This window comes from Haemophilus sp. HN_Hi16 (assembly GCF_049823435.1).
GTDB classification, from domain to species: domain Bacteria; phylum Pseudomonadota; class Gammaproteobacteria; order Enterobacterales; family Pasteurellaceae; genus Haemophilus; species Haemophilus influenzae_D.
Window position 1 is genome coordinate 1,707,782 of record NZ_CP187500.1, and the last position, 18,431, is coordinate 1,726,212.

Annotated in this window: 21 protein-coding genes; 11 read left to right on the forward strand and 10 right to left on the reverse strand. The window is 34.9% G+C overall.

All coding sequences use genetic code 11. The features are described 5' to 3' along the window. The first annotated feature begins 63 nt into the window (after positions 1-63). On the forward strand, positions 64-1,017 hold the full coding sequence (locus ACPT9C_RS08465; RefSeq protein ID WP_204705046.1) for an ArdC family protein: 954 nt from the start codon (positions 64-66) through the stop codon (positions 1,015-1,017). A 103-nt stretch (positions 1,018-1,120) separates the two neighbouring features. Then, positions 1,121-1,882 carry an N-6 DNA methylase gene (locus tag ACPT9C_RS08470; RefSeq protein WP_204705044.1) on the forward strand — a complete coding sequence of 254 codons (762 nt, stop codon included), beginning with the start codon at positions 1,121-1,123 and terminating at the stop codon, positions 1,880-1,882. 124 nt (positions 1,883-2,006) lie between these two features. On the opposite strand, the gene msr(D) is transcribed toward ACPT9C_RS08470, so the two are convergent. Together msr(D) and mef(A) are read right to left on the reverse strand one after the other, a co-directional pair. After that, positions 2,007-3,470: an ABC-F type ribosomal protection protein Msr(D) gene (msr(D), locus tag ACPT9C_RS08475; RefSeq protein WP_000420313.1), complete on the reverse strand. Its 1,464-nt coding sequence runs from the start codon at positions 3,468-3,470 to the stop codon at positions 2,007-2,009. A gap of 119 nt (positions 3,471-3,589) precedes the next feature. After that, positions 3,590-4,807: a macrolide efflux MFS transporter Mef(A) gene (mef(A), locus tag ACPT9C_RS08480; protein WP_000417519.1), complete on the reverse strand. Its 1,218-nt coding sequence runs from the start codon at positions 4,805-4,807 to the stop codon at positions 3,590-3,592. 1,077 nt (positions 4,808-5,884) lie between these two features. Between mef(A) and ACPT9C_RS08485 the strand changes: the two genes are divergently transcribed. Then, a complete protein-coding gene (locus tag ACPT9C_RS08485; protein WP_001860868.1) occupies positions 5,885-6,076 on the forward strand; it encodes a cysteine-rich KTR domain-containing protein in 192 nt (63 codons plus the stop codon). A gap of 59 nt (positions 6,077-6,135) precedes the next feature. On the opposite strand, the gene ACPT9C_RS08490 is transcribed toward ACPT9C_RS08485, so the two are convergent. Continuing rightward, complete coding sequence (locus tag ACPT9C_RS08490; RefSeq protein ID WP_001227347.1) at positions 6,136-6,489, reverse strand: helix-turn-helix transcriptional regulator; 354 nt, start codon at positions 6,487-6,489, stop codon at positions 6,136-6,138. A gap of 503 nt (positions 6,490-6,992) precedes the next feature. Between ACPT9C_RS08490 and ACPT9C_RS08495 the strand changes: the two genes are divergently transcribed. The 4 genes from ACPT9C_RS08495 to ACPT9C_RS08510 all read left to right on the forward strand — a co-directional run bounded on the left by ACPT9C_RS08495 (position 6,993) and on the right by ACPT9C_RS08510 (position 9,605). Further along, a complete protein-coding gene (locus ACPT9C_RS08495) occupies positions 6,993-7,415 on the forward strand; it encodes a sigma-70 family RNA polymerase sigma factor (RefSeq protein WP_016399599.1) in 423 nt (140 codons plus the stop codon). Then, positions 7,412-7,642 (forward strand): helix-turn-helix domain-containing protein, encoded by a 231-nt coding sequence (locus ACPT9C_RS08500; protein ID WP_000857133.1) that lies wholly within the window; start codon positions 7,412-7,414, stop codon positions 7,640-7,642. Before ACPT9C_RS08495 ends, ACPT9C_RS08500 begins: the two co-directional genes overlap by 4 nt. A gap of 460 nt (positions 7,643-8,102) precedes the next feature. Then, a complete protein-coding gene (locus ACPT9C_RS08505; protein ID WP_000814511.1) occupies positions 8,103-8,306 on the forward strand; it encodes an excisionase in 204 nt (67 codons plus the stop codon). A gap of 81 nt (positions 8,307-8,387) precedes the next feature. Beyond that, entirely contained in the window at positions 8,388-9,605 is a 1,218-nt protein-coding gene (locus tag ACPT9C_RS08510) for a tyrosine-type recombinase/integrase (protein WP_204705037.1), read from the forward strand. Positions 9,606-9,867: 262 nt separating this feature from the next. Here the strand turns inward: ACPT9C_RS08510 and ACPT9C_RS08515 are convergent, their stop codons facing one another. The 5 genes from ACPT9C_RS08515 to ACPT9C_RS08535 form a co-directional block, all read right to left on the reverse strand. Further along, the gene (locus ACPT9C_RS08515) at positions 9,868-10,350 is read right to left on the reverse strand and encodes a hypothetical protein (RefSeq protein WP_204705029.1); all 483 of its coding nucleotides are present in this window, start codon (positions 10,348-10,350) and stop codon (positions 9,868-9,870) included. A gap of 79 nt (positions 10,351-10,429) precedes the next feature. Continuing rightward, on the reverse strand, positions 10,430-11,020 hold the full coding sequence (locus tag ACPT9C_RS08520) for a recombinase family protein (RefSeq protein ID WP_204705027.1): 591 nt from the start codon (positions 11,018-11,020) through the stop codon (positions 10,430-10,432). 14 nt (positions 11,021-11,034) lie between these two features. Then, positions 11,035-11,226 carry a hypothetical protein gene (locus ACPT9C_RS08525; protein WP_005653495.1) on the reverse strand — a complete coding sequence of 64 codons (192 nt, stop codon included), beginning with the start codon at positions 11,224-11,226 and terminating at the stop codon, positions 11,035-11,037. Positions 11,227-11,255: 29 nt separating this feature from the next. Continuing rightward, positions 11,256-11,462 carry a hypothetical protein gene (locus ACPT9C_RS08530; protein WP_204705025.1) on the reverse strand — a complete coding sequence of 69 codons (207 nt, stop codon included), beginning with the start codon at positions 11,460-11,462 and terminating at the stop codon, positions 11,256-11,258. Positions 11,463-11,487: 25 nt separating this feature from the next. Then, positions 11,488-11,694, reverse strand: coding sequence for a hypothetical protein (locus ACPT9C_RS08535; RefSeq protein ID WP_204705023.1), 207 nt, complete (start codon positions 11,692-11,694; stop codon positions 11,488-11,490). 217 nt (positions 11,695-11,911) lie between these two features. On the opposite strand from ACPT9C_RS08535, the gene ACPT9C_RS08540 reads away from it, so the two are divergent. Continuing rightward, positions 11,912-12,229, forward strand: coding sequence for a hypothetical protein (locus tag ACPT9C_RS08540; protein WP_012564948.1), 318 nt, complete (start codon positions 11,912-11,914; stop codon positions 12,227-12,229). Between the two features lie 289 nt (positions 12,230-12,518). Beyond that, complete coding sequence (locus ACPT9C_RS08545; RefSeq protein WP_012564949.1) at positions 12,519-13,217, forward strand: helix-turn-helix domain-containing protein; 699 nt, start codon at positions 12,519-12,521, stop codon at positions 13,215-13,217. A gap of 263 nt (positions 13,218-13,480) precedes the next feature. Here ACPT9C_RS08545 and ACPT9C_RS08550 read toward each other — a convergent pair whose 3' ends face one another. Further along, positions 13,481-14,185 carry a phosphoribosyltransferase gene (locus tag ACPT9C_RS08550; RefSeq protein WP_020910024.1) on the reverse strand — a complete coding sequence of 235 codons (705 nt, stop codon included), beginning with the start codon at positions 14,183-14,185 and terminating at the stop codon, positions 13,481-13,483. 236 nt (positions 14,186-14,421) lie between these two features. On the opposite strand from ACPT9C_RS08550, the gene mobH reads away from it, so the two are divergent. Both mobH and ACPT9C_RS08560 read left to right on the forward strand, forming a co-directional pair. After that, positions 14,422-16,329 carry a MobH family relaxase gene (mobH, locus tag ACPT9C_RS08555; RefSeq protein ID WP_425627465.1) on the forward strand — a complete coding sequence of 636 codons (1,908 nt, stop codon included), beginning with the start codon at positions 14,422-14,424 and terminating at the stop codon, positions 16,327-16,329. A 90-nt stretch (positions 16,330-16,419) separates the two neighbouring features. Next, the gene (locus ACPT9C_RS08560; protein WP_080317073.1) at positions 16,420-17,232 is read left to right on the forward strand and encodes a tyrosine-type recombinase/integrase; all 813 of its coding nucleotides are present in this window, start codon (positions 16,420-16,422) and stop codon (positions 17,230-17,232) included. On the opposite strand, the gene ACPT9C_RS08565 is transcribed toward ACPT9C_RS08560, so the two are convergent. Beyond that, on the reverse strand, positions 17,227-18,003 hold the full coding sequence (locus ACPT9C_RS08565; RefSeq protein WP_042599689.1) for a hypothetical protein: 777 nt from the start codon (positions 18,001-18,003) through the stop codon (positions 17,227-17,229). The genes ACPT9C_RS08560 and ACPT9C_RS08565 overlap by 6 nt on opposite strands. Between the last annotated feature and the right edge of the window lie 428 nt (positions 18,004-18,431).

Below are 18,431 nucleotides of genomic sequence, written 5' to 3' on the forward strand. Positions count from 1 at the left end.
TTACCCGACTGGGAGCAATTTCCCATTCGGGGGGTTGTTCCCTTTTTTTATTGGAGAACAACCATGAAAAAAAGAACTCAACCTGCCAAAGATTTATATCAACAAATTACAGACCAAATCCTCGAAGCATTAGAGCAAGGTGTGATGCCATGGCAGAAACCTTGGGATAGTGGATGGCCACAAATGGCTATTCCATGCAACGGTGAAAGTGGTCGTCAATACTCCGGGATCAACGTACTTCTGCTTTGGATGAGCGCCATTAGAAAAAACTTTACTCAACGCAAGTGGGTAACTTTTCAAGGAGCAAATCATCTAGGTGGCCAAGTCCGAACAGGTGAGAAAAGTACAGTTATTATTTTCTATAAACAAAATATGTTTGAAGAAAAAGACGATAGCGGAAACATTGTACTTGATGAAAACGGTGATCCGAAAATGAAGTCATCTGTATTTATTCGTGGCCATCACGTGTTTAATATTGAACAGTGTGAAGGCTTAGAAAAATACTATGAAGAATATCCTGAACCGGAAAAATCTTCAGAAATGCAAACTCGTCCGGATTTAGATGTATTACCTAATAAAATGGGTATGCAGCTGTATAACAAGGCACAAGATCGTGCTTGTTATATGCCGAGAAAAGATTGCATTGTGATGCCGGATTTCAAAAAATTCAATACAGCTGACGACTACTATGCAACTCTACTGCATGAATGCGGTCACGCCACCGGGCATAAAGACCGGTTAAATCGTGACGGTGTAGCTAAATTTGATAAATTTGGCTCTGAACAATATGCATTTGAAGAATTAATAGCTGAACTCACAAGCGCCTTTACCTGTGCGCACGTGAATGTTTGCAATAATATTTCACAAAATGCAGCGTATATTGAACATTGGATTAACGCATTAAAAGCCGATAAAAAAGCTATTTTCCGAGCATCTTCTCAAGCACGTGAAGCAACACAATTCTTGTTAAATGCTCTCGAATTAACATCGAATGAAGAGGAAAAATTAGCGGCTTAGCCTCTATTAAACCATTCTAACGTTTTTTTGTTAGAGCTCTCATAAACCACCCTTTGGGGAGTAATCCTCAAAGGGATTGCTCCCGTTATTTTAGGAGTAATCTATGGATTTCGAGAAAAAATTCACTGCACTTTTTAAGTCGATTGCCCCACAATATCGACGTTCTGAAGTGTTTTACGACTTTATTACAATCTTTGCCCTAGAGTTCTATCTTATCCTATATGGTGCACAAGCAGACGAATCGTTGAGACAACGCTATCAGACTGCAGCTGGGCATTATAATGAGGATGAAAAACAAGCTCTCAGTCGCCTTTTCAACATTATTGTTGAAGCTTTGGAGCATAAAACCTATGATTTCCTAGGCTCTGTGTTCATGGCGTTAGATTTAGGTGATCAATATAAAGCTCAATATTTCACACCTAGTCACATTGCACACTTAATGGCAGCAGTAACTCTATCAGATTGTCATAGTTTAATTAAAAAACGTGGCTTTTTGACATTGCAAGAGCCAACTTGTGGATCGGGCGTAATGATTATTGAGGCTTATAATTATTTGCGCGAAGAGGACTTTAACCCTCAGCAACAAATGTGGGCTCAAGCAAGAGATTTGGATTTTACTGCAGCATTAATGTGTTATATACAAATGACACTCTTGCATATACCGGGAGAAGTCATTATTGGTAACACTCTTAAAGATGAGGTGAATTACCATTTATACACACCTGCTCACATAATGGGAAATTGGAACAAAAAATTGGAGAGTGCAGATTCCTATACTGAAGCAGAATATCAAGTTATTAAACCTGAACCAGTAGAAGATCCCCCGCTTGACATTGATTGGGAAAATGAACCTATGTTTCTTTGAAAAATAGGAGCAGTTCAATTGACTGTTCCTATTTTTAATATTCATAAAATCTAAAGTCTTTATACTCTTTAACAATGGAGTCGCCAACCAGAACAGACTATACTGACCAGCGACTACCTTAAATTTAATGTTTCAGATTTATTTTCTTATCTCTAATTTCATAAACTACATCTGCTACATTTTCGAGTAATCGTTTATCGTGGGTGATAAACACGATAGTTCCGGTGTACTCCTTCATTAGTATTTCCAAAGCCTCTAAACTTGGTATGTCAAGGAAGTTACTGGGTTCATCCATTATTAGGATGTTATATCTACCCATGAGCATTTTAGCAAGCAACAATTTTATAATTTCTCCACCGCTTAAAACAGATAAACTTTTTCCAATATCGTTCTGTTTGAACCCCATAGATGCTAGCACTGAACGAATTTCTGATATATTGTAGTCACAATCCTTCTGCATAAACTCCATAACATTCTGATTACTGTTGTACTTGTAACCATTCTGTGCAAAGTAACCTATTTTTGCCTTAGGCGAAATAGAAATTCCTTCTTCATGGTTTAAGATCATTTGGATTAAAGTTGTTTTTCCGATTCCATTACCACCAGTTAACGCCACTTTTGCTCCTAACGGAATTTGAAAAGATGCATTTTCAAACAGAGCCTTATCCCCAAATACTTTATTAATTTCTGCACCGACTATAGGGTATGGATTATGGAGCTCCAATGCTTTACTTTGCCTGAAACGAATTCTGCGAATGCCTTCCGGAGCTTCTACTTTTCCTAAGGCCGCAATCCTGTGCTCTAGGGTTTTAGCAGCATTATACATCTTTTTTTCCTTACTTCCTATTGATTTTTGATGAGCTAAACGCCCTCCGTCTTCAGTACTTTTTTTCTTTGAAGAACCTTTTGCCTTCTGTTCTATTTTACGAGCCTGTTTTCGCTTTTCCTCCGCAGCCCTTTCCAATCGGGCACGTTCCGCAATAAATTGTTCGTATTCTGCAGCTTGGCTCTTACGTTCTTCCTCTTTCTGACGAAGATAATCAGAATAGTTTCCCCAATACTCAGTGATTTTGCCATCTTTCAGTTCCCATATTTTATCTACTATTTCATCAAGAAAATAGCGGTCATGGCTAATAACTAACAGTGCACCTGTAAAATATTTTAGCTGTCCTATTAGAAAATCAATTCCTTCACGGTCTAAATGGCTCGTAGGTTCATCCGCTAAAATACCATGAACCTGTGCCGATAAGGCCTGTGCTATTTTAAGCCTTGTTTCTTCACCACCGCTCATAGTCTGTATATTTAATTGCTCAACACCTAGCTTGCCTACAAGTGCAAAATCTTTTTCCTCCTGCAGAGTTACTTCGTCCAACTGGGGAATATAGGCAAGTTCACCCAGACGATTCATTTTACATCCTGGGGGAGTTAATTCTCCTAAAAGTACCCTGAGTAAAGTGCTTTTTCCAGCACCATTTGCTCCTACTAAACCAATACGGTCATAATCATATACTTCTAATTCATTTATATCTAAAACATCGCGTCCTTTGAATTCCACACGAATGTCTTTTGCTTTTAATATTAATTCCATAACATTTCCTCCTGTCTATAATCGCATGCTTTCATTTGCTTGTATGCAGGGAAAACCCTGCGATTTTAGCAGGAAGAGTTACATGAAAATAAGATACATAAATATTCCTCCAATATTGTTTATTTTAAATCTAATTTTCTAACCTCAGTTATCATTTGGCAAACTATAGCAATGCCAATAATTAAAATACCTGATAGTAAAAACCAATGATTTACACCGATTTTATCAGCAAAGAATCCAGAAAGAATTAACCCAATTGGCATAGCAAGTGACATGATACTTCCGATCAAAGAAAATACACGTCCTAAATATTCAGGCTTAATTTTCTCCTGAAAAAGAGCTGTTTGCACACCGCTATAAAATGGCACCGAAAGCCCCATTATTGCACAGCAAACTACGAATATTACAAATCCATTTGGAGGAAGTATTCCCGAAACGGCTAAACTGGTCCCCATTATAAAAAATGAACTTGTTATTAGTAATACATGCTTTTCGAAGCCCCCTAATCTTCCTAATAATAAGCCTCCTGCTAGCATCCCAAATGCAAAGGAAATTTCCGTAATAGAAATATGCACAGGCGTTCCATTAAAGTGTTCCATGCTTATTAAAGGAAATAGTGCATTGATTGGCATATAAACAAAAGTATATAGTGTTCCTAAGAGTAATAAGGCAAACAATCCTTTGTTTTGTCTCAGAACCACAACTCCTTCTTTCATCTCCCTTATGAAATTTGGTTCTAAACTTTGCACTTGATTACCCAGCTTAGGTATACGTACAATTGCTACCGTAATAGATGCAATCACAGCACCCAATACGTCGATGGCAATAATAGCATTTAAATCCCAAACGGAGTATAAGAGTGCTGCAACTGCCGGACTAACAATATAGCTTATAGACTGCAAAGACTGACTATAGCCTGCGCATTTCGTTAGCTGTTCTTCTGGTACTAAAAGTGGTGTAACCGCATTGAGTGCTGGGGTATGAAAAGCTGTTCCAATGCTACGGATAAACAATACTATCATAATCATCCAGACAGGTAGCTCCATACAGAATGCAACAATAGCAAGCACTGCACCAGCTGCTGCGATAATTAAATCGGCACCAATCATTATCTTCTTCCTATCATGACGATCCACTAGCACACCAATGGCAGGTCCCAAAATCGCATAGGGTAAAAAACCTACTAATGAAGCCATAGACAAGACCATCGCAGATCCTGTTTTTTCTGTAAGGTAAAAAATAATCGCCATTTGCAGGATGGCACTAGTGATTAATGATACTGCTTGCCCTGCCCATATTGCATAAAATTTTCGTTTCCAATTGTTGTATTTTTCCATTTATATTATCTCCTGCATATTATTTTGCTTGAATTTCTATTTTGAATAGCATTCTAGGCAATAAAAAATGCAGGCCAAACCCCACAATGTGGCTTTTGGTCTGCATACATACAATTTGGAAACATTCATATTAAAGACATAGTTAAATAAAGGTATAGTTAAATAACCAATATCCTCACCGTAACTAATGAATGCTCAATATCGTATAAATAAGCACAACAAAAAAGCCTATCATCGGGTATAGATTCTGCTTTTTTTATTGCCAGCTTATCTTAAACGCATTGAGGCTGTCATAGTTTCGGTTCCTCCTACATCTTTGTTTATATCAATTTATAGTATAACACAACAAGATGATATGTTCAATATAAAAGTTATGGAATGAGACTCATACTTCCAATTCGATGCCAGATTTAAAGGATATGACGAAGTTTTCTTCATAGACTGTAACGCTCTGGATTATCTTCCTTAGTAGCAAGCGATTAGCTTTCACAAAATCTTCTGTTTGTAGTTTTAAAAATTCATCAGGATTTTCTAACTCAACCTCAAAATATTTCATTTTACATTCCCTCATTTCATTTATTGATAAATTGAGTTTGCAAAAAAGAGTGGACAATTTTTGTCTACTCTTAACCTTTAAAATAGTTTTTTTTAATCGATTTGAAGTTGCCTAAATTATTACTTATTCGGTAAAATGAAGTATTGCTTTCAACAGATTTCCTTCAACTACACTTCACTTGATTCAAACAAGGTGGGTACATTTCTATTCCCACAAACTCCTTGTCAATGGAAACAAACACGTACCCACAGGGTAAATGGAAATAGAAACTGATAATTTCTAGCTATCACTTCTACTCATTCCAAAAATTTTCTCACTCTGATACTTACCCACCATAAAGCAAAAAGCCTTGCAATCAAGGCTTTCATTATCCCTTTCGTTCAAAGGTTTCTAAGCTTTTACGAGCAGAGCGACACACTCAGCGGTTCGCTATCTCCGTTCTGTCTGCGTGCTAGCACTTGTCAATCACGGACAGCTATCGCATGGGCGGAAGTAAATGCTAATCTTCGTCGTTTTACTCCTTGACTAGCAAACTTACCGCCTCAACATGTCCTGTATGTGGAAATAAAACACGATTAAAGATAAGGGAAGATACTGAATTAAAAAAATTCCCCCTCTATTGTCCGAAATGCAGACAAGAAAATTTAATTGAAATAAAGCAGTTCAAAGTAACTGTGATTACAGAGCCAGACGCAAAGACGCAGAGCCGATAAAATGAGATTAATACAATCTCATTTTATCGGCTCTTTCCGTTATGTATGGATTCTTTTAATTAGTCTTCGATGTTTCTTGCTTCGTTGATACCGCTGGCTAAAGATTCCATTAAGGATAGTTCTTTGTCTGTAAAGCTATCCATGTATTTCTCTATCTGTAATCGTCGGGTGCTTTTTACCAAGTTATTAGCAGGTAAGAAAAATTCATCAACGGAAACATGAAGTAACGATACAAGGTCATAAAGAACTTGTATGCTGGGGTGTTGCCCTTTATTTTCAATATTAGTTAAGTACCGTGGGTCAATTTCAATCAATGCTCCCACTTGTTCACGAGTTAAACCTCGTTTCAATCGAGCTTCTTTAATGGCTAAACCAAAGGCTCTAAAATCATATTTATCTTCTTTTTTACGCATAGTAGACCACCTCTATACATTTTATTGTTCCTACTGAATTAAAAACAGGTATAGAAAAACGTGTTATATGGTTTATAGGTTTATATTTAATAAAAAGCACTACTAAACGCCAATAAAAAAACCGTTATATGGTAGTGCTATTTACGCTGTTAAAATATTGTATATTACTTCCAAATGGCGGTTTGTTGGAGGTCAACGTCGCCATGAAGTACATCATATACAATAAATTTCCTTACATTGGGTTCTTGTCAAAAAAAGTCGTCTATCTGCAATAGATAAGTACGTCCACCAATGTGGTTTTATAAATCATATAGATAGAATAACAGAAGCATGTAAACAGAGAAATAAATCTGTTTATATGCTTTTTTGGCTATTCAGAACTTTTTTACAAAGTTTATTTATCAGTAATGCAACAAATCCCCCTTTCACATTGGGACTAAGAGTGAAAGGAGATAAACGAGCAAGGCTCACTTCCTTTCCTAGACAGAAAGGGGGTGAGAAACATGAAACCATCTTCTTTTCAGACCACAATAGAAAATCAGTTTGACTATATCTGTAAACGTGCTATGGAAGACGAGCGAAAGAATTATATGCTTTATCTTTCAAGGATTGCAAAGCGTGAGGTGTCCTTTTCGGATGTTGGCGATTATCTTGTTAGCCAGTTTGCGACAACAGATAACTATTCAACTGACTTTCAGATTTTTACACTCAATGGGTTATCAGTAGGCGTTGAAAATGATTTGTTGAGTGAAGCATTACGTGAGTTGCCAGACAAGAAACGTGAAATTCTACTGCTGTTTTACTTTATGGACATGAGCGATTCAGAAATTACAGACCTGTTGAAATTGAACCGTTCTACTGTCTATCGGCATAGAACCAGTGGACTAGCCTTAATTAAAAAGTTTATGGAGGAATTTGAAGAATGAAAACACAATATCCTATGATTCCCTTTCCTCTCATTGTAAAGGCAACAGATGGCGATACCGAAGCGATTAACCAGATTCTACATCATTACAGAGGGTACATAACGAAGCGTTCCCTACGACTTATGAAAGATGAATATGGCAATCAAAGTATGGTCGTTGATGAAGTCTTACGTGGAAGAATGGAAACCAGACTGATTACAAAGATTTTGTCATTTGAAATTAAGTAATATCCTCTCTCCTTTCGTGGAAGCGTGCTAAACCATTCCACGCTTCCCGAACAGGGAGGTTTGTTATTCCACCAAAGCATATTGAGCTTTCAATGTGTTTTGATAGGCTAACGAGCCATTGTTCTTTGAAAACTGAATAAAAGTAATCGAATACGTTTCGATAAGAAAAGAGCCAACGGAACTAACCGCCATGACCTATCTTATAAAGATAGCGAGCGATTCATGTTAGTGATCCGAGAAGCAATCTTTAGCAGGATTGCCTGCAACGACATTCTTATCGTGATAATGATACTCCCATACAGTCAATAGTCCGAGCGTGATAAAACCGTCGCAGGCAATGAGTATGGCTACATGAGAACCATGCAGGGGTGGAACTCCCGTGAGCTTTGCTAAAGCTGTTCGATTGCTGGTAAAACAACTTTTATGAAATCCAAATAAGTGATTTGGAAAGGAGGATTTTATGAAGCAGACTGACATTCCTATTTGGGAACGTTATACCCTAACCATTGAAGAAGCGTCAAAATATTTTCGTATTGGCGAAAACAAGCTACGACGCTTGGCAGAGGAAAATAAAAATGCAAATTGGCTGATTATGAATGGCAATCGTATTCAGATTAAACGAAAACAATTTGAAAAAATTATAGATACATTGGACGCAATCTAGCGTCGCCAAAGGGTCTTGTATATGATAAAATAGTATTAAGTCGTATCAAGGCTCTTTCCATAAAGGAAAGGAGCAAATGCCATGTCAGAAAAAAGACGTGACAATAAAGGTCGAATCTTAAAGACTGGAGAGAGCCAACGAAAAGACGGAAGATACTTATACAAATATATAGATTCATTTGGAGAACCGCAATTTGTTTACTCGTGGAAACTTGTGGCTACAGACCGAGTACCAGCAGGAAAGCGTGATTGTATCTCACTTAGAGAGAAAATCGCAGAGTTACAGAAAGACATTCATGATGGTATTGATGTTGTAGGAAAGAAAATGACACTCTGCCAGCTTTACGCAAAACAGAACGCTCAAAGACCAAAGGTTAGAAAAAACACTGAAACTGGACGCAAATATCTTATGGATATTTTGAAGAAAGACAAGTTAGGTGTAAGAAGTATTGACAGTATTAAGCCATCAGACGCTAAAGAATGGGCTATTAGAATGAGTGAAAATGGTTATGCTTATCAAACCATCAATAACTACAAACGTTCTTTAAAGGCTTCATTCTATATTGCTATACAAGATGATTGTGTTCGGAAGAATCCATTTGACTTTCAACTGAAAGCAGTTCTTGATGATGATACTGTCCCTAAGACCGTACTAACAGAAGAACAGGAAGAAAAACTGTTAGCCTTTGCAAAAGCTGATAAAACCTACAGCAAAAATTATGATGAAATTCTGATACTCTTAAAAACAGGTCTTCGTATTTCAGAGTTTGGTGGTTTGACACTTCCAGATTTAGATTTTGAGAATCGTCTTGTCAATATAGACCATCAGCTATTGAGAGATACTGAAATTGGGTACTACATTGAAACACCAAAGACCAAAAGTGGCGAACGTCAAGTTCCTATGGTTGAAGAAGCCTATCAAGCATTTAAGCGAGTGTTAGCGAATCGAAAGAATGATAAGCGTGTTGAGATTGATGGATATAGTGATTTCCTCTTTCTTAATAGAAAGAACTATCCAAAAGTGGCAAGTGATTACAACGGCATGATGAAAGGTCTTGTTAAGAAATACAATAAGTATAACGAGGATAAATTGCCACACATCACTCCACATAGTTTGCGACATACATTCTGTACCAACTATGCAAATGCAGGAATGAATCCAAAGGCATTACAGTACATTATGGGACATGCGAATATAAACATGACGCTGAACTATTACGCACATGCTACATTCGATTCTGCTATGGCAGAGATGAACCGCTTGGAAAAAAAGAAACAGCAGGAACGTCTTGTTGCTTAGTAGTACAGATGAATTTACTACTAATTTACCACTTCTGACAGTCAATTCATGAGGAAATATATAAGGAAACGTGAAGTATCTTCCAACAGTAAAAATGCTCGAAGCCCTTTAGAATAAGGATTTGCGAGCATTTAATGAGATTTAAAAGGATAATTAGAAATCTATGTTTTGTTTTGTCTAAAAAATGCACTTACTTTTAAAGTAAGTGCATTTTTTTTATTTATACAGATTTAAGCTCTTCTTTGCTCTGCTCTTCTTTGCTTTAGGCTACTTTGGGAACTAATCTCTCAAGCTCTGTTAAACCACAACATGAAATAACAGGCTTTCCATCATCCGAACTACCTAATGGATCATCATCTGAACTACCTAATGGATGAACCCCTGCTTTAAAGTAAACCTCAATAGCCTCATTATATAAAAACTCAATATCCTCAGCAAAAATACGATTAATCTGAGATCCTTGACACTCTTTCATAAAGGTACTAAATCCATCTTTTATAAATGCATCTTGTTCCTTTGATTGTGATAGATACTTTTCTAAATAGCTAGAATCAAAATCCTTCTTATATTTCGGATCAGCAAAAAGTATTTTTTTTACATTTTTTGGGCGTAACCTATTTTTGACCTTTTTGAAATGGGATATATTATCTGCATTGACATAAACCTCTTCCCACTCAAAGCCTTGAAGTTCATCTGCATTATTTTTGATTTCTTTTTCAATATTTAGTTTAATGAAATTCGTCATGAATTTACTCCTTGTTTAAATTCTAGCTGATTAGACATTATATTTTACATTAAGTTCTTTATAAAAAAGAAATTATTAATTAATTCTTATTCTCTCTGTTATAAATACCTTTTAGTCTCGCCACCGTTGATTTAGATAAATCATATCGTTTCATTACTGTTGAAATAGAATCACCAGCTTTAAAATCCGCATAAATCTTTTTACGTATTTTATCTGTCACTTTAGGTGGACGGCCGCCTAATGCATTTTTATGACCTGAAGCAAGTTTTGTTCGCTTCCCTTCCTGAGTACGCTCGACAATAAAACTTCTTTCCAATTCAGCAAAAATACCTAACAATTGAATTAGTGCCATCCCCATAGGATTGTTTTGGGTTCGAGTATCTATTCCTTGTTGAATTGCAACAAAGCCAATATTTTTATTCTTAAATAGTTCAAGTGTATTCAAACACTGAGCAAGGCTCCTTCCTAAGCGATCAAGCTTAGTTACTGCAACGACATCACCCTCTCGAACATAATCCAGTAGTTCATCCAATTGTGCTTTATTTTTCTCAGCTTTACCGGAATGTTTACCTGAAAAAATTTTTTTACAGCCGTATTCTTTTAATGCTTGAATCTGTTCACTCAAATCCTGCTGTTGAGTTGATACTCGAGCGAATCCTATTAATGCCATCTTTTCTCTTAAAATTATTTAAAAATGTTATTAAATGACTGTTGGTTATTTCTTTTAGCTAAATTTATACCAGCTTTTAATCCCTCTCTAAATGGAGTGCTTCCAAGCGGTGTCAATGGTTGAATAGGTGCTAAAGGTAGCAATGCGGATGCTCCCATAATCATTCTATAACCTTCTTCAAAGCCTTTTTGATAATCATAGTCCATAATTAACTCCTTATTTCTTTGTTTAATACCTATTGAGTGATTTTTTGGATTATTGGATTTTCTGATATTTGACTACTAAAATAATGATAAGAGATCATCAATACTCCAAAGAGTAGAAAGAACCAAAAGAAAGAAAAAATAACCTTGATTTTTTCTTTTCCATCTTTCCCTTTTAGTCCTGACGTTAAATTTATAACCATTAAAAAAAATAATGCTCCTATTAAAGCATAATTCATAAATCGCCTCCTATGTGTGCAAAACTTAAAGCTTTCTTAATTTATCTTTTACATCGTCTAGATTCATTCTTTTTTGGATTTGTTCATATCTTCCTATATTTTTCTTGTTTTTTAGTTTTTTTCCAATAAAACGAAATAAAATAAAACAAAACATAATACAAAAAACAAGAGCGATATTGACAAATGAAAACTCCATAAGGGTATTTTTTGCCTCTTCAAAAGCCGCATCCATTTTTTACTCCTTGCTCAAAATTCAAAACTTTTTAGACTACCCATGCAGTATAGTCCCAAAACTTTAACAAAGCAAGTTTTTAGACAGTCCAAAAACATAAATCAAAGTTTCTGCACTAAATCATAGCATTTTACCTCTCGTATTCACTGACAATCTGTTTTTATTTTTAAAAGACTTTCTAAATAAAACTACTTACTAGAAAATCGGATGTTTAGAATTGGTTAAATTTTCAAATACTGCCCCAAATATGAAACGCTATCTACTCTATATCACGTGTATTATTGCAACTCGAAGCCTTGAATCTATAGCTAATATAAGAGACCCACACGAAGGAGGGATTTGTCACGTCGAAGCAGAATACTTTTATCCAGGAGTATGGGAAAAATATGGCGAAAAGGAGTTGATTTGTAACTACTGGAAATTTTTAGGTGATGAAGACCAAAGAACATTAGAATCAGAATTAAACGAAGATACAACTGAATCAGAGAATGAATCTAGCGATTATGATAGCCTGGATGAAATGTATAGTGGATAAACCTATCCATTATGAACTAATTAGTTTAAAATAAAGACTGTTTATATATTAATAACAATTTGATTTTATTATATTTATATGAGAATCCAATAAAAACTATATCTAGATATTGGGGTCGTATAAAGATAAATATACCGTATAAAAATTTATACGGGAGTTTTATCAATATGCAAATACAGAGATTTTTATCATTAATCATGACCGTTTTATCAAACTTCAATTTAGATCATTTATCTACCTTTGTAACTGAATTAACCTATCTTTCAATTGGTATTGGATTTATGTTCTTATGTATGAGTCTATTTTTATGGGTGTACAAAAAAAAATGAAATATTGGTCCAAAATGCCGAGTAGATGGGTTATTGACGGTGGTCTAAAAAAATTTAGATACTCATCTAATAACCAAAATCAAATGAATGCAGCAAATATTGCTGCATTAATGACATTTTTAATTATCGTAAGTAAGGCACAAAAAGATGAATTTAATGATGAGTTAATAACAAATTTGACTTATAAAGAATTTTCAGAGAGTCTAGGCATTAGTAGGCAATCTATAAGCATGGGGTTAAAAGTATTGGAATCCAATAATATTATTTCAATTAAGAGAATTGGAAGAACAAACCAATATATAGTGAATCAAAATGAAGATAAAACGTGGTGTAAAATCCCAATTCATGAGCTAGAAGGCATATTTTGTAGAAGCTTCTCGTTGCGTTCACAAATTGAATTGTATGCACTAAAATTATTTATTTATTTTTCTGCAATAAGAGATAAAAAGTTTAAGTATTCAATGGCATCTTATCTCAAGATAACTGAAAAAACAGGAATTCCAAAAGGGTTTATAAAAAAGACATTATCATTCATGCTGGTAAATGAACTACTCAGCAGAGTTGATAGAGGATACGATAACGTTAATGGAGAGAAGGTTAATTTACCTAACCAATATTACCTAAAAAATTATAATGAACTGATATATTCTAATAGATAAAATGATGGGGAGCTAAGCTCCCCATTGTTTCATTATTTTTCTAGCCGCTGCCTAGAACTCCCTCTACTTGCTCATTATAAGCTGGCCGAAGTTGCACTCTGCGGGTCCCTGCTATGTTTTATGACCGAGGGGACATTTGCCCTGTCAATCTAATCTCTTAGATGTGCTTAATGTTAAGTATTTACTAATTAAATGTCAATCTAATTTTAACTCTTATGATTAACTCTTATGATTAATTACAATGGCTAATCGTTACTTAAAACTCATTTAATCGGTGCAAATAATGTAACTGCTGAGATCATTTCAACTTGTTTGCAATATTGTCTAATCACTGCTGCCGCGCTTTCAAATGTTGTTCCTGAAGAAGATATATCGTCAACGAGTAATACATGTTTCGCATCAGCTGGTAATTTTACATGATCACCACAAAAAATATGTAAGTAGCATCTATTCTTCGGTGCTATGTCTTTTATTGATAATCCCCCTTCGCTTCTCTTTAATGCAGTAATTAAGGACTGTTTTTTATCTGGGGGAATTGTGTTATCACTTATAACATCCTCAATCAATGTTTTAGGCGTTTTTTTCCTGAGAAAATTATCAATAATATTTATGTTAAATTTTTTCTGTAATAAACAAGCTAAATCACGCCCAATACTATGTTTAGATGGCATGAGTATGATCACATCAAATGGTTGTTCGATATGTTCTTCAAATGGATATTCATCAATCAGCTTTTTAGCGTATTCATATACAGCATTGATAGTTTCAATATCTGTTGTTAACCCTTCAGCTCCTTTCATGGCATACAACATAGGGCAATTATCACCGATAGGTCTGCATTTCCCTCTTCGTTCTTTATAACGCCTAATTATAGAGTATATAGTTATTTCTCCATTATGTTTTAACATTGTTTCTTTGCTAGGGTAAGAAGCTATAACAACCCGGTTATCTTTAATTTCAAACTTCATATTTTTCTTCTTTTTTTGTAATTCTTATTATTGTAGCAAAAAAAACAAAAGGTTAAAGGAATCCCTAACGGGATTAAGGGTAATGTAATAAAGGTAACCTTTCCAAGGGAAAGGTCTTACCTGAAAAGGCCAAAAGGCTTTCAAAATGGCTTTAATATTTATCTCCGATTTAGAATTATTTATTTATTGAGATCGATGCATAAATCAATATTCTTTTACAAAAAAGGTTCTGAGTTATGCTTTCATCTATTTTTCATAAAATCAGAGGGAAAAAACAAGATTCCCTTAATATCACATCCTCTCTAAAAAATCTCAATTCATCAACATTCAAAGTGGATGATGAGGGATGGATAACCCCCTTTACTGCGTCAGAATTACTCAATTCTGAATTACGCCAAAAATACTTAAATTTACTTTGGCAACAAGTATCAATGACGCAAGATATGTTTAATGAGCTCTATAAAAAACCTATTGAACGTTATGCTGAAATGGTTCAATTATTACCAGCATCTGAGGCCCATCATCATAGCCATTTAGGTGGAATGTTAGATCATGGTCTAGAAGTCCTTTCATTTGCGACAAAACTCCGGCAAAGCTATGTATTACCTCAGAATGCTGCCCCTGAAGAACAATCACGGCAACGAGATGCTTGGACTGCTGCAGTTATTTATGCAGCACTTGTGCATGATATAGGTAAAGTTATTGTCGATATAGAAATTCAGTTGAAAGATGGTTCGCGTTGGTTTCCTTGGCTAGGGATACCAACGCTGCCTTATAAATTCAAATACATAAAAGGGCGTGATTATGAGCTTCATCCAGTAATGGGGAGTTATCTTGCTAGCTATTTAATACCTAAAGAGGCATTTGAATGGTTGGCTGGATATCCTGAAGCTTTTGCCTCTTTAATGTATGCCATGGCTAACCATAAGGATAAATCTGGTTTATTGTCAGAAATTGTACAAAAAGCGGACCAAAACAGCGTAACTCTCGCTTTAGGCGGTGATGTATCAAAACTGGTTCAAAAACCTGGAACTTCATTTGCGAAGCAAATTGTTATGGCATTACGTTATTTACTGGAACATAAATTTAAAATTAATACTCCAAAAGGTCCATCTGACGGTTGGTTAACAGAAGATGCACTATGGTTAATGAGCAAACCAACAGCAGATCAAATTCGTGCTTATCTTTTAGAACAGGGAATTTCAGCTCCAGCAGATAATCCTAAACTATTTAGTGAAATGCAATCCTTAGGGATTATTGAAAGTACGAATGATGGTACTGCAATTTGGCATTGTAGAATTAAAGCTGACTCCGGTTGGTGTCCGCCTAAAGCATTTTCTCTACTCAGAATAAAGCCCGAAGTAGCCTGGGAAAATTTAGCTGATAGACCTAGCGTATTTTTAGGTCGAGTTGATATTGAAGCTGAAGAAATATCAAATACAAAGATAGAGGAATCGGTATCTAATACAAATGCAGGAATAGACAATATTGATAGTGAAAATACTTCTATATCTATTTCGTTTGATAACATTTCTGAACTAAAACCAATAGAAACGGAACAAGTTCAAAAAAATGAAGATATGATGGACTTGATGATGGATTTATTCTCGCCAACAGAGAAAACACTGATTCCAGCTGATGAAAAAGAAAACAAAGAAGACGTGATTCAAAATAATCAAGTTGCAAAAGGTCTTCAAAATTCTGATGTTCCTCCCGATACTTCTACATCTAGAGATAGTAAAACCATCTCTGGTGAATCATTTGTAGAATGGTTAAAAGCCGGCATTCTAGGGAATACGCTCACAATTAATAATTCAAGTTCCAAATTACACATTGTACAAGGAAAGTTATTTTTAGTTACTCCAGGAATATTCCAGATGTATTTTAATAGTAAAGGTATTGCTAACTTTACCAAAAAAGATATAGAAAGTTTGCAATACAGCTTTCAAGATCTTAAATTACACAAGAAATACCATCAGTCGAATAAAGACAGTGTAAATTTTTGGCGCTGCAAAGTTGTTGGTCCAAGAAAAACGTCTCAGTTGATTGGGTATTTGGTTGATAAAACCGATTATTTTTTCGGTAGTAAAATTCCAATTGATAATTTGCATTTATCGCTTATTGAGGAGAATGACAATGAATAGACTTACATTTGATATGTTACTTGATAAATTTTTTTATACCGTCACCTGCGTATAGATACAATAAAGAGTTATGAAAAAGCAGTTAGACAATTGCAACATAACTGTAATTTAAAATATCCAGATGAAGTATCAAAATTATTGATACTTCAATGGCGTAAAGCAGTTGTTGGTAAATCAATTATTGAAGTAACTTGGAATAGTTATGTTCGCCAGCTAAAAACCATCTTCAAATTTGGCATTGAAAACCAGTTTCTTCCGTTCACAAAAAATCCTTTTGATGGTTTATTTATTAGGGAGGGAAAACGGAAAAGAAAGGTCTACAGCCCTTCTGATTTAGATAGGTTGAGTTTTGGTATTAAAGAATCAAAATATCTCCCCGCAATACTTCGTCCGTTATGGTTCACTAGGGCTCTAATAATGACATTTCGTTATACGGCAATTCGCCGCTCTCAATTAAATAAACTGAGAATCAGGGATATAGACTTGCTAAATCAGGTTATTCATATTTCACCAGAAATAAACAAGAACCATGAATATCACATACTTCCGATTTCTCACACACTTTATCCATACCTTGATAATCTATTAAACGAGTTGAAAAAAATGAAACAATCGGCAGATGCTCAGCTTTTTAATATAAATCTTTTTTCAAAAGCGGTTAAACGTAGAGGGAAAGAAATGACAGCAGATCAGGTAAGTTATTTGTTCAAAGTTATATCAAAGCATACAGGGGTGAATAGTTCACCTCATAGATTTAGACATACAGCTGCAACCAACTTAATGAAGAACCCAGAAAATTTATATGTTGTAAAACAACTTCTAGGGCATAAAGATATTAAGGTTACTTTGTCATATATTGAAAGTGATATAAGCTCTCTTAGAAAACATATTGATTGTTTATAACCATGAAAGTTTATGAGGTACTTTCGGACTTTTTTCGCTATAGTTATACATAGATCTCATATCATTTATACACATCTTAACTAGCATTCCAGCTTCCCCATAGGATAATGGAGCTCCTTTGTTATCATTAACAATGACTATATGAAACATATAATATAATAAATTAAAGCGATAACATGATGGGAAAGCTGGGTGTATGTGAGGTTTAAGTATTGAGAATACTCCATGAGGAGTTAGATCAACGAATACTTTTAGATGTTTGAGCGGAATATCATTAAGCAAAAAATCTTTCATTTCATTAAGAATATGCTCAGGAAACTTGATACTTTGATACATAGGCCAAGTTAAAGCACCTCTCCATAGAATGCTAATAACAAAGTACAAAAGCTTTTTCTCCCCCTCTTGATTAAGAGAATAAAAAGAATTTTTTCCTTGATATTTAGAAGCAATATCTTTTAGAAAAGGGGGAGCGTCATCATATAATAGTTCAGTTCCCATATTAATTTTATCTAGTACCTCTCTTTGAGGGAATGCATTTTGTGAAAAAAATCTTTCTCCATTTTCTGAAAAACGAGCTTCGCATTCACCGCAAAGTCTGTGGCTAGTTATTTGTTTAGATAAGGGGATCAATTTCCCACTTTCATTTTTTATCGTAATGTTTGTATCAGCCTTTTTAGTGTTATTCAAAGCTTTGTAAACAAATTTTGGAATAAAATGACTATCCCTTAATGTAGTATATTTTCCGCACAAAGCACATGTTTTATCATTCATATAGTTTCCTCCTTGGAGATTGATAAATAATTTTCAGAATAAAACATTCAGGCTTTACAAACTAGTATTTTTTATGTAAGATCTCACTTGTCTTTAATGGAGTGTATTTTCCGCACAAAGCACATGTTTTATCATTCATATAGTTTCCTCCTTGTAGATTGATAAATAATTATTCAGAATAAAACATTCAGGCTTTACAAACTAGTATTTTTTATGTAAGATCTTACTTGTCCACATAGCGTTAGTGGATCGATCGTAGTGTATTGGCTAGGTACACGAAATTGATCAGAAAATATAGTTTTAATTTTAATGATGTACACAAGGGATTTAAAATCCCTCGCCTTTCGAGGCGTGCCAGTTCAAGTCTGGCTTCGGGCACCATTTAAACACCAATCCAAAGATTTTAAAATTTACTTTAAAATCATCTA